Here is a 12,114-nt window from a genome sequence, read left to right as displayed (position 1 = left end):
CAAAAAAAGTTTACGATAAAAATCTAATCAAAAAGCCTTTACTTAGAGTAACATAACAGTTGTTTATTAAACAATTTGTAGGTCAATTAATAAAAACATTAATTTAAAAACAAATCAAATGTAGATATTTTTCTATAAGTTAAACATTACTAGTGTTGTTGGAATAAAAAAAATTCTCAAAAGTATTCACATTTAAAATCAAGAATTAATCATCAAAAAATGATAATTTTATGACTAATAACTGTTCACTTAAAGTACATTTTCCCCATTGGCCATTTTATATTTCAACACTCTAAAAACCCTTACAGTAAAGTAAGGGTTTTTAAATTTTCTTCTTAGGTTTAATATTCAAGCCATAAAGCAGCATTATGGAATTGTAAATTTATTTACACAGAAGTACCTATTAGTCTATGAAAATCGATTTTGTGGGTTTTAGACTTATTGGTGAATAACGACACCTGTACCAATTGTAACCATTGAAGATAACTCAAGAACATCCTTATTGTACATTCGAATACAACCATGTGAAACAAAGTGACCAATAGTCGCAGGATTGTCAGTTCCATGAATACCGTAATGTGGAGCTGATAGTCCCATCCAAAGTACTCCAAAAGGTCCACCTGGATTTGGATGTTTATTAATAATTGTATAGGTACCTGTAGGAGTAGGAGTAAGCATTTTTCCAACACCGATTGGGTAAGTTTTAAGCAGATTGTTGCCGTCGAAAAGTTTTAGCTGGCGGTTAGATGTAGAAATGTAGATCCAATTAGTCATTTTATCAGCTCCAGTTTTTAACTATAGTATGAAAAATGTTTAATAGTTGTTAAACACAAGAGGAGTAATAGATTCATGAAACTTAAATAGAAAAAATTGTAGAAGTTTTCATTACTTTTCTACTATTTCCTTAGTACGAAGAAAGGAGTAAATGAATACTTTATAGGACAAGCACTTTAAGGAGAGGATTAGTCTATAGTGTCTAATACAATTAAATATTTTCAAGATGCCCAAGAAGTTTCAAAAAAAATTGGCTGGTTAACCGAAGTAATTTATACTCAATGGCAAGTAGAAACAGCACATTTTACGTCTAAAAATTTTAAGAAAAATAACAATATCGCAGGTCAAACGTGGTATCCAGGCTTACCTCTTAGTAGTAGAGGAACAGCTAGACCTAAAAATGAAGGTGGGTATTATATAAAATATAATGATCCAATTCAGGGCTATGTTGATTTTATTTTAAATAATCCGCGGTACAGTAAAGTTAAAACATACAAAACTGCTAATGAACAATTTAAAGCGATTGCTGATGCAGGATGGGCAGCAGATCCTAATTATGCAGATGTGCTCATCTCGGTTAATAATGCAAATATTAAAAATGGATTATATAAAAGGATTATTCAAATTGAATTACATCCTTATAAGGGAATCTTAAAAAAAGGATCAAGGGGAGTGCAAGTAAAGAAAATTCAAGAAAAAATTGGCGTCAAAGTGGATGGGATTTTCGGAATTTTAACCGAAAAAGCAGTGAAAGAATTTCAAAGAAAAAATGATTTAGTAGTTGATGGAATTGTTGGTGTAGAAACATGGGGCAAACTTTTCAATCCAACAAATCTATAAGTTATGTAATCATTTAAAATGACCTGTATGATTCTAAATACAGGTTTTTTAATTTTAACCTACTACATAAGAGGGTTTGAAAGAATTTTATAGAAAAGTTAACTATAAACATTTAAGAATAGGAGAACGAAAGTGGAAATTAGAAATGCGGAAATGAGTGATTGTGAATCAATCGTAATTCTGGATTCTCAAATTATTGAAAGTCGAATTAGGGAAAATCAAATTAAACGATCAATTGAAGAAAATCGATGCATTGTATGTGAATTGAATAAAAGGATAGTAGGTTTTATGATTTATCATAAATTTTTCTTTGGCCATTTATTTATCGATTTAATAATTGTTTCACCAAATACGAGGAGGCTTGGTATAGCAAAAAATCTCATGAAATATGTTGAAGTTTTTTCAGAAAAGAAATTATTCTCATCTACTAACAAATCAAATAGCCAAATGCAAAAAGTCTTTCAATCACTAGGATATATTGAAAGTGGATTGATCGAGAATTTGGATGAAGGAGATCCTGAAATTATTTATGTTAAATTAATAGATTAAAACGATATTATCGATAATTTATTTTTTGAAGATGAATAATAAAAATATTATTATTACCCCAATTTTCATTAGCCACTTTCAAATACCCATCGTCAATACTATATAAATTTATTCTCAACAAGTTCTCAAACTTAGATTGAAATAATCCTATCATTTCATAGTTGCATTGAAAAGTTTACTATTATTCACAATAGTTACGAAAAGCGTGTAAAAAGTCCTGATGGATTAAACGATTTGTTACTTTAGGCTAATCAGTATAAAAAAATTTTAAATACATTCTTCCTGTTATTCTATTTATCAGTGCATGATGAATAGTAATAATATATAAATGCTCCAATTATATCACTACAAGGAGTGGAAATATGGATTTTAAAAGGGAATTCATCTTAAAAACAAAAGCAATATATAAAGAAACTGTTACAGAAAATATGGCATACAGTAAGATGTGTGAGAAATTCGAATCATATTTTATTGATTTAAAGGAGTCTTTAAAAAAGGAAATTGAAGTTTCGAATGGTGAGTTTGATATTATGATTGATAAAGATAGTGTGATTGAGGTCTTATTAAATCAAAGAGAGTTATTAATTACGATTGATGACGCTGGGGTAGTAGTTAGTATTAAATATTTTGATGAGGTACAAAATGAACAGGTTGAAAATAAGATTGATATAATTGAATATGATGGTGGGGCATATAAGAGTCAAGTCTTTCAATCACCTATTACTAGAAATATAATCGATAATTATTTAGCCATTGCGTTTAGAGATGATTTAGAGAAGAATTTTGAAAGCTATAGTGAATGACAAAGTGATATCTTCTAGGGGACTGATCGTATGTCTAGAGCTTGGAACTTCCAAGCTCTTTTATTTTGGCTATCGTTCTTCGACTTGAAATCTTAAAACAGTTTTCAATTTATCAGGTTGTGTTTTTCTTGCATCAGAAATATAGATTTCTTTATGTGTTTTTTGCACTCTTTCTAGGTTATTCTCTAAACAGAACTCTTCCATTAATTTAAAAGTTCTTGGCTCGTCATCATAGCTTCCGATGTGCATGGTTTGAACACATAAGCCTTCAGTGATCAATTCGAGTTTTACGTTTGCTAGCAGTGGACTTTTCTTTTTCTGTTTAAGTTGATCTAAAATGATATATGTTAAATCTTCTGTAACAAAGTCGGGTTGTCTAATCATTAATTTATATAAAAGATGTTCTTTATTTATATAGTCTAGTTTTCGACCTTCTTTATCTAAATCCCAAACACCTTCAAGAGGGAAGACTGTGTATTCATAGTATCCTTCTGGAACAATGTCTTTTTTGGGCAACATTTTAATGGCATAGGCTAAAGAATAAAGTGCTTCGACATTTTCTTTAAATAAATCATTATTGGGATTGCCTTTGCCTTCAATCGTTATATATTTAAAGGTTGGTATTTTAATTTTACTAGTCTTACTTTTTGGTAAATAAATTTCTTTTAAACTTTTTCTCCACTCGAGTTTACTCACTAAAAAATCTCCATTAATAATAAGTCAGTTGGTTTATTTTGTTATAACTATGCTTGTTAAAAACAAAAAGCAATCACATAAATATGTCATTGCTTTTAAAAAGTTTAATGATATGTACGATAGACTCCTATTACTTTTCCTAAAATTGATACTTGTTTTAATAAAATAGGAAACAGGGCATCATTTTCAGGTTGAAGTCTAAAATGGTCGCTTTCTTTATAAAAGCGCTTTACAGTAGCTTCACTATCTTCAGTCATGGCAACAACAATTTCGCCATTTTCAGCAGTGAATTGTTTTTTAACAATTACAAGATCGCCATTCAAAATACCAGCATTGATCATACTATCTCCTTCTACTCGAAGCATAAAAACTTGTTCGTTAGATGGAGCGACAGATGTCGGTAAAGGGAAATATTCTTCTACGTTTTCGACTGCTGTAATTGGAATACCTGCAGTTACTTTACCGATTACGGGAATGTTAATAATATCGTTATAGATTTCACTGTATGATGCTTGTACTTCATTTACAACCGCAGCTGTATCGCCAAGAATCTCGATTGCACGCGGTTTCGTAGGGTCTCTTCGAATATAGCCTTTTTGTTCTAGTCTCTCTAGATGACCATGTACTGTAGAGCTTGAAGCTAAACCAACAGCCTCAGCAATCTCTCGAACTGAAGGTGGATAACCTTTAATTTTTACTTCGTCTTTAATATAAGCTAAAATTTCTGCTTGCCTTTTCGATAGTTTGTTCATTCGAATTTCCCCCTTGCCTATAAAATAGATAATACGTTCCTCTTTATTTTTTTCATTATATCATGATAGGATATGATATACAAACGTTAGTTCTATTTTTTATTAAAGTAGTTTTCGTGTTCGTATGGAGGGAACAGTTAATGAATGCAATAATTTACGCGAGAGTAAGTACAGCAAAGGATTCACAAGAAACATCATTACATAGACAAATAAGTGAACTAACCGAACTAGGTGAGCGGATGGGAATGTGTATTCTAGAAACAATAGGCGAACAGGCAAGTGGGTATGAAGTAGAACGAGAAGGGCTATTCCAGCTATTCCAAATTATAAAAGAGCATCAAGTTGATGCTTTGTTAATACAAGATGAAACAAGATTAGGAAGAGGTCATGCAAGAATTGCTTTATTACATTTTTTAAAAAGGGAAGGAATAAGATTATTTACCTCTTCTCAAAATGGACAATTTCAATTAAGTGAAAGTGATGAAATGGTTTTAGAAATTTTAAGTATTGTAGAGGAATATCAACGGAAAATTCATAATATGAAAATAAAAAGAGGTATGAAAAAGGCGGTTGAAAACGGGTATAAGCCTCAAAAAAACTTAGAAGGTAGTTTAAACGCAGGTGGTAGAGATAAGTTGGAATTACCGATTTCCGAAATTGTAAGATTACGTCAAAACGATCTAACATTTGAGGAAATTGCAGCTACCTTAAAAGGATTTGGATATAACGTTTCAAAGGCAACTGTTAATAGAAGGTATATTGAACATATGAAAGAAATCTCCAATATTGAAAGCTAATGCAATTTATTGTAAGATGAGATACATTGAATAGAATATCAAACTCTGACTAACGATCGCTTTCTTCTTTGCATAGCCTGCTAAATGCGGTGCTCTTTTACACCAATGGTAAAACAGCACGACTTTAGACTTTCTCGCAAAGAAAGAACATACAATTAATCGTCTAATTATCAAAGTGATGGAACTAACAATGAATAGATAAGTTACAAATAAAGGAGAGGTTACTAATGGTTACTAAAAAAACTTTAGATAGAATAAATGAATTATCAAAAAAGTCAAAAGAAGTAGGGTTAAGTCCTGAAGAGAAAGTAGAACAAGATCAATTAAGAAAAGAATATTTAGCAGATTTCCGTTCTCGTATGGTCGATGAACTAACTTCAATTAAAATTGTTGACGAAAAAGGGAATGACATTACACCTGCAAAGTTAAAATATGAAAAAGCAAAGCGTAAAAATAACTTACATTAAAAAGTTTTATCAATATAAAAGTTCATATTTTGTTAAAAATAACAGAAAAAAGCAGAAGAAAATTCTGCTTTTTTCTATTTCTTGGAAAGAATTTGTTAAAAATGTCAAAACTAAGTGTTAGTTATTGTAATAAATCATGGTAAATTATATGATAATATCTATGAATAAGCTAAAGGAGCGAAATTTATGTCTAATAATATTGAACAATTAGCAATTAATACGATTCGTACATTATCAATTGATGCAATTGAGAAATCTAATTCTGGTCACCCAGGAATGCCAATGGGTGCTGCACCGATGGCATATGCATTATTTGCAAAATTTATGAATCATAACCCAAAAAATTCAAAATGGTTTAACAGAGACCGATTTGTGTTATCAGCAGGCCATGGTTCAATGTTACTTTATAGCATGTTACATTTATCAGGCTACGAAGTTTCAATTGAAGATATTAAAAACTTCCGTCAATGGGGAAGCAAAACACCAGGACATCCTGAATTTGGACATACACATGGTGTTGAAGCTACAACAGGTCCATTAGGACAAGGTATTGCAATGGCTGTTGGTATGGCTTTAGCAGAGCGTCATTTAGCAGGTACATATAATAAAGAAGACTTAAATGTAGTTGACCACTTTACATACTCAATTTGTGGTGATGGAGATTTAATGGAAGGTGTTTCTGCTGAGGCGGCTTCATTAGCAGGACATTTACAATTAGGACGCCTAGTAGTTCTATATGATTCAAATGATATTTCATTAGACGGAGAATTAAATCGTTCATTCTCTGAAAGTGTAGAAGATCGCTTTAAAGCTTATGGATGGCAAGTTATCCGCGTAGAAGATGGTAATAACTTAGATGAAATTACCTCAGCGATCCAAAAAGCTCAAGAAGAATTATCAAAACCAACTTTAATTGAAGTGAAAACAACAATCGGTTACGGTTCTCCAAATAAATCTGGTAAATCAAAATCTCACGGTGAGCCACTAGGAAAAGAAGAAACGATTTTAACGAAACAAGCGTATGCTTGGGGTTATGAAAATGCATTCCATGTTCCAGAAGAAGTGTATGCACATTTTAATAAAGTAATCGTTGAAGCTGGTGCAAAGAAAGAAGCAGAATGGGATGCTACATTTGCAAAATACGAAGAAAAATATCCTGAATTAGCAGCTCAATTAAAGAATGCGATTGAAGGTAATATTACTGTAGATTTAGAAACAGCACTACCTAAGTATGAAGTAGGTAAAAAAATTGCGACTCGTTCATCTTCAGGTGAAGCAATTAACGCTATTGCAAACGTATTACCTAGTTTCTTTGGTGGATCTGCTGACTTAGCTGGGTCTAACAAAACGTATATGAATGGTAAAGGTGACTTTACGAGAGAAAGCTATGACGGACGTAATATTTGGTTCGGTGTACGTGAATTTGCAATGGGTGCAGCCTTAAATGGTATGGCTCTACATGGTGGCGTTCATGCGTTTGGCGCGACATTCTTTGTTTTCTCTGATTACTTAAAACCAGCAATTCGCTTAGCAGCTTTAATGAATTTACCAGTTACTTATGTATTTACACATGATAGTATCGCAGTTGGTGAAGATGGACCTACTCATGAACCAGTTGAGCAACTAGCAGCATTCAGATCAATGCCTAATCTGAATGTAATTCGACCAGCAGACGGAAATGAAAGCTCAGCAGCATGGAAAGTGGCAGTAGAAGCCAAAGACGCACCTACAATGTTAGTATTGTCTCGTCAAGATTTACCAACTTTAGAGGGGACTACTACTGATATTTATAATAAAGTGTCTAAAGGTGCTTACGTTATTTCTCCTGCTAAACAAGATAAAATTGATGTTGTATTAATCGCAGCAGGTAGTGAAGTACAATTAGCAGTAGGAGCACAAGAAAAATTAGCGGCAGAAGGAATTTCTGCATCGGTTGTTTCGATGCCTTCAATGGACTTATTTGAAAAGCAATCTAATGAATATAAACAATCAGTACTACCTAAAGAAGTTACGAAACGAGTAGCAGTAGAAATGGGTTCTTCATTCGGCTGGCATAAATATGTAGGATTAGATGGAGAAGTCATTTCAATCGATACATTTGGCGCTTCTGCTCCAGGAAACCTATTAATGGAGAAATTCGGATTTACTGTTGATCATGTCGTTTCAGCAGCAAAAAAAGTATTACAATAAAAGGTAAAGTTGGGAAAAGTAGGGAAAGAATTTGAAATTCTTTTCCTATTTCCTAAACCTTTTTTCAATATAATGCTTTATTAAAGATTTTTCGACAAAACTAGTTGATTTTCACTCCTTAAAAATGACAAATATTTTGAATGGAATTTTATATAATTTTCCTTACAGATAGTTGTTGGGAGTGGACAAGATATGAGGGAATATAAAATTTTTTTAATTCGAGAACCACTGTCTATAGAATTTTATGGGAAAGAGCATAAAATATATCAACTAGTATATGAGTATTATTACTCATCTATTGAACTAAGGAAAATAATCGAAAAACAATTAGAATATATAACAGAACCAATACCATTATTCGAGCTACATACATTTATTCGCAAATTTGATTCTCAACAGATTTACTTTTATGAGGAAACTGGAGAGTATCTTCTCGAACTTGATGATGGGGCAAAGGCTCAGCTAAAACTATATCCTCACGAACTAATTTTATATGCAGAAGGATCATTAGAGGCAGAAACAATATTCTTTGAGCTATTAAGAAAATTTCGTTCAACATTCATTGCAATTGATGTGAAGGATCAGCGATTTGGCTGGCTACGACCTATCGCCTATCAAAAGTATATTTAAACGATTAAATTGCAGTTTGCTCTTGTATAAACTGGTTAGTTTTAGTAAAATTGTTTCTAGATGATTTTAAGGAGGAAGCAATAAAATGTGGGTATACTTTCTAGTCGGCATCTTAGCATTAATTGCAGGTGTAGCGATTGGATTTTTCATAGCTCGTCAATATACAATGAACTACCTAAAGAAAAATCCACCAATTAATGAACAAATGTTAAAAGTAATGATGGCTCAAATGGGACAAAAACCTTCACAAAAGAAAATTAACCAAATGATGAAGGCAATGAACAACCAAACAAAATAATAAATCCTTTTAACATATAAGGCTTTATAGCTTGTTACGAAATAAATATTGAACACTTTCTTTAGGAAACAGCTCTTTTAATACTGAATCCTTCATCAAGAATTTGTAATTATTTAAATCATGAATCATTTTACTAATCTGAAACCACTTATTCTGTTGGAATTAACCAATAGGAAAGTGGTTTTTATGTTTTTAGAGGAAAATTTTAATAATACAAAAGAAATTAGCCCTAAACTAGAGAAGAAATTAAAAAGTTTAAAACACCGACTTCACGTGAAGTGCACCCCAAATTTACACCATCTAACATTTGAGGCGCACTTCAGCGAAAAGTTGGTGTTTTTTAATCTTTTTTCATTTTGAATTTAGAAGAATTCGAAATTAATGCAACACTCCATTACAACTTGGTTAAGAAATGTAAATTCTTTAATCGTTTAGTACATCAGTAAATTATTTTAGAACAAATATTTTTATACAGAACACGCCAAAACCCACAAACAGTTGACAATAATTTAGAAATTTAATTGTTTAATACGTCGATTTCTAATTATTTAACAAGTTCCATGAAGAAGAAAGTCGATAAAAATGCTAAAGGTGGTTCCGATATTTGTCAAAATATTCATTATTAAAAGATTAGAATTATTAATAAACTATTAAATAATTTATTATGCTTCATCATATTAGTACATCTAGAAAACTATCAATGAAGTCTATTAATTAGTATAATGTTAGGCTTTTTCTAAATAGTAGATTTCAAGAAGGAGGAGTAAATTATAAGGGGGGATTAAGTACTTAGCATAACCAGAAGGTGACGTTAAAGAGCAAAAAAGAAATGATGACATCACATAATCGACACGGCAAATTCGAAAACGAAAGCTACATAAATTATAGGTTATTTTACAAGTGAGAGGAGAATCTATTTGAAGCGTAGATTTAAGATTGCTGTATTATCAACTACTTTTTTGATTTCGATGTATTCAACAGCCGCATTTGCTGCTGAACCAGGGCTAGATAAAATGCCGGGACCAGTAGATCCACAGTCTTGGGTGAATCCAGAAGATATGACATGGAATGATTATAAACCAGTCCCGGGTATTAACTGGAGTACCGATAAGAGTATTCAACCGGAAACAAACCTTAAAGGAGCATTGATTTTGGTTGACTTTCCAGGTCAGGATTTTATCTTGACTTTGCCTAAAGGTAAAGATCTTATCGGTAATCCACAAGTCGATGCTGTTCCCCGAGAAAAGCTTGGGGAGTTTTGGACGAATTACTTAAATGTACCGAGTGAGTTAAATCATTATCAGACAATCGATGGCTTTTGGAAAGAGAACTCTTATGGAAAATGGGGCGTAACACTTGATTCTTATGGTCCTTACCGCTTGGATAAATACGAATTTCAGTATGGGCTAGATAGTTTTAATTCTGGTTTTCTGCCAAGTAATTATAAAACCGGAAACCTCTTCCAAGACGGCATAAATGCGGCAACAGCTGATATTATAGCATCTGGAAAAAACTATGACTTTGCGTTTATTGTACATGCAGGCTATGATGAATCAACTGTTTGGCAAGAACTTGGTGAAATGAAGTTTATGAATCAGAACTCGGTACCTGCTGCATTTGGTCCTCCAAATTTAACAGGATTTGAAAATATGCCAACTTGGGCAAAAACCCGTTATGTACCTTGGACTTCTTGGTTTGCAGCTAAATCGATTTGGTCTGCTGCATCTAGTGCCACATTAAACGGCAAATCGATTCGTGTTTCTATTCAAGGAGAAAGTGATGGGATGTCCACATTTGCTCACGAATTTGGTCACCTTAAAGGACTAGGGGATAACTATAATAATGCAGCTTTAGATCCTCGAACCTATGCAGGGTATTGGGAAACGATGAGTCGTGGGTCTTTTAATGGTCCAGGTGGAACGCACACTCGCTGGATGATTCCAGCTACCCTAGGTTCTTCCTTACCGGCACCACATACGCTTCGAAATAAGATGAAACAAGGGTTTTTATCTAATGATGAAGTCCTGCAACTTAATCGTGATGAATTAAAAGTGTCTGGTCCGGCGTTTGCGGATATTATCGCGCGCGAAGTACCAATCGGCAGTAAATTCGGCAGAAACGGACTCCATGGGATTAACATCAGTATGACTGATTTAACTCCAAGTAATTACCTAAGCGGAGACTGGCGTAACGATATGATCGGTAACGTAAATAACGCTAAGTACAATAACTACACCCTTGAAGTTGTAGATCGAGTTGGAGCGGATTCCTTTGCTGCCGATTCAGGTGTATTGATTTCTAAAACGAAAAATGCGGAGACTGCACCGTTTATCTGGCCAATTGATTCACATCCTGAAGATATCGCATTGAAGGACTTTACAAAGCCCGACGGTACAACAGTTTCGGTTACAAAAGGTGACCCAAGGCAAACCTTGGATTCTTTATTCCATGCAGGGAATGGAGCTAGTTTGGTTAACGGAAAATTCGATGGGTCTATTGGCAAAGATGATGTAGTTAGTGAGTACATCGATCCTTACAATCATCTTCAGTTCTATATTTTAGGCAAATACAAAGGTAATGACGGCGTACTTCATTATCAGGTTGCAGTTCGTAACACGGAAGGATCAGGTACCTATAAACGCGGCGTTAATGTAAGTGCAGGCACAATACAACCGGCCATTGCGGGGAAAGTGGCAGTTTACCATTTTAATGTTACAAATACCGGCGAAGCAAAGGATCTTATTCGAGTTAACGCTTCAGCAGGTGAAGATTGGACGGTTCAACTTGATAATAATATTGTTGCAGTGGAACCGGGGAAAAGTGTTGATGTACCTGTGTATGTGAAAATTCCTAAAGGTATGACAGCTCCAGCAAACATTAACTTTACGGCAACTTCAGAAACAGACACAAACCAAAGCGCTACTGATAGCAATCTTTTGCTAAGCGATCTGAATGCAGCTGGTGTAAGTTCTCTAATCGACAGCTTCGACAATGTAGGAGCTTTCAAAGCAGGTTCAGCGCAAGCGTTGAAGGCACATTTGAGGTCTGTAGAGCAATTTGAAAAGAAAGGTTCTGCGGATAAAGTTGTCAAACATATTAATGATTTTAAAGGATTTTTAGATAATGAAAATGCTTCGAAAAAGGTTTCTGCAAAAGCGTACAATAGTTTAAAAGCGTACGCTGACGGAATGATTGAGGTTTGGAAATAGGTAGATTGACTGTTCAGGATAGATTACCTGTGACGGGGATAAACTAGTAAGGGTAGCAGCAAACTAAACCACTTTCTATTGGGAAACGAACCAATTTAAAGTGGTTTTT

Annotated in this window: 12 protein-coding genes; 9 read left to right on the top strand and 3 right to left on the bottom strand. The window is 33.4% G+C overall.

Annotated elements, in window-relative coordinates; translation table 11 throughout:
* Nucleotides 1–438 precede the first annotated feature (438 nt).
* On the bottom strand, nt 439–774 hold the full coding sequence (locus COE53_RS00585; protein ID WP_069032339.1) for a L,D-transpeptidase: 336 nt from the start codon (nt 772–774) through the stop codon (nt 439–441).
* A 198-nt stretch (nt 775–972) separates the two neighbouring features.
* Between COE53_RS00585 and COE53_RS23785 the strand changes: the two genes are divergently transcribed.
* From COE53_RS23785 to COE53_RS00570, 3 genes are all read left to right on the top strand, one after another.
* The gene (locus COE53_RS23785; RefSeq protein ID WP_069032340.1) at nt 973–1,614 is read left to right on the top strand and encodes a glucosaminidase domain-containing protein; all 642 of its coding nucleotides are present in this window, start codon (nt 973–975) and stop codon (nt 1,612–1,614) included.
* A gap of 132 nt (nt 1,615–1,746) precedes the next feature.
* The gene (locus tag COE53_RS00575) at nt 1,747–2,163 is read left to right on the top strand and encodes a GNAT family N-acetyltransferase (protein ID WP_254664536.1); all 417 of its coding nucleotides are present in this window, start codon (nt 1,747–1,749) and stop codon (nt 2,161–2,163) included.
* Between the two features lie 362 nt (nt 2,164–2,525).
* Nucleotides 2,526–2,966: a hypothetical protein gene (locus COE53_RS00570; RefSeq protein WP_069032341.1), complete on the top strand. Its 441-nt coding sequence runs from the start codon at nt 2,526–2,528 to the stop codon at nt 2,964–2,966.
* A 69-nt stretch (nt 2,967–3,035) separates the two neighbouring features.
* Here the strand turns inward: COE53_RS00570 and COE53_RS00565 are convergent, their stop codons facing one another.
* Together COE53_RS00565 and lexA are read right to left on the bottom strand one after the other, a co-directional pair.
* Nucleotides 3,036–3,662, bottom strand: a complete 627-nt coding sequence (locus COE53_RS00565) for a GyrI-like domain-containing protein (protein ID WP_069032342.1) — start codon at nt 3,660–3,662, stop codon at nt 3,036–3,038.
* Between the two features lie 104 nt (nt 3,663–3,766).
* Entirely contained in the window at nt 3,767–4,414 is a 648-nt protein-coding gene (gene lexA, locus COE53_RS00560; protein WP_069032343.1) for a transcriptional repressor LexA, read from the bottom strand.
* Nucleotides 4,415–4,554: 140 nt separating this feature from the next.
* Here lexA and COE53_RS00555 point away from each other — a divergent pair, with 140 nt between their 5' ends.
* From COE53_RS00555 to COE53_RS00530, 6 genes are all read left to right on the top strand, one after another.
* Nucleotides 4,555–5,211: a YneB family resolvase-like protein gene (locus COE53_RS00555; protein ID WP_069032344.1), complete on the top strand. Its 657-nt coding sequence runs from the start codon at nt 4,555–4,557 to the stop codon at nt 5,209–5,211.
* Nucleotides 5,212–5,438: 227 nt separating this feature from the next.
* Nucleotides 5,439–5,678 carry a DUF896 domain-containing protein gene (locus tag COE53_RS00550; protein ID WP_069032345.1) on the top strand — a complete coding sequence of 80 codons (240 nt, stop codon included), beginning with the start codon at nt 5,439–5,441 and terminating at the stop codon, nt 5,676–5,678.
* Nucleotides 5,679–5,864: 186 nt separating this feature from the next.
* Nucleotides 5,865–7,868 (top strand): transketolase, encoded by a 2,004-nt coding sequence (tkt, locus tag COE53_RS00545; RefSeq protein ID WP_091021579.1) that lies wholly within the window; start codon nt 5,865–5,867, stop codon nt 7,866–7,868.
* A 192-nt stretch (nt 7,869–8,060) separates the two neighbouring features.
* Nucleotides 8,061–8,498 carry a sporulation inhibitor of replication protein SirA gene (gene sirA / locus COE53_RS00540; RefSeq protein WP_069032347.1) on the top strand — a complete coding sequence of 146 codons (438 nt, stop codon included), beginning with the start codon at nt 8,061–8,063 and terminating at the stop codon, nt 8,496–8,498.
* Nucleotides 8,499–8,583: 85 nt separating this feature from the next.
* Nucleotides 8,584–8,796, top strand: coding sequence for a YneF family protein (locus tag COE53_RS00535; RefSeq protein ID WP_056476721.1), 213 nt, complete (start codon nt 8,584–8,586; stop codon nt 8,794–8,796).
* Between the two features lie 917 nt (nt 8,797–9,713).
* Nucleotides 9,714–12,005: an FIMAH domain-containing protein gene (locus tag COE53_RS00530; RefSeq protein WP_180242375.1), complete on the top strand. Its 2,292-nt coding sequence runs from the start codon at nt 9,714–9,716 to the stop codon at nt 12,003–12,005.
* Nucleotides 12,006–12,114: the final 109 nt, after the last annotated feature.

Source organism: Bacillus sp. AFS029533, assembly GCF_002585125.1.
Taxonomy (GTDB): domain Bacteria; phylum Bacillota; class Bacilli; order Bacillales; family Bacillaceae_G; genus Gottfriedia; species Gottfriedia luciferensis_B.
The sequence above is the reverse complement of the archived record's forward strand: the minus strand, read 5'-3'. Positions and strand labels throughout refer to the sequence as shown.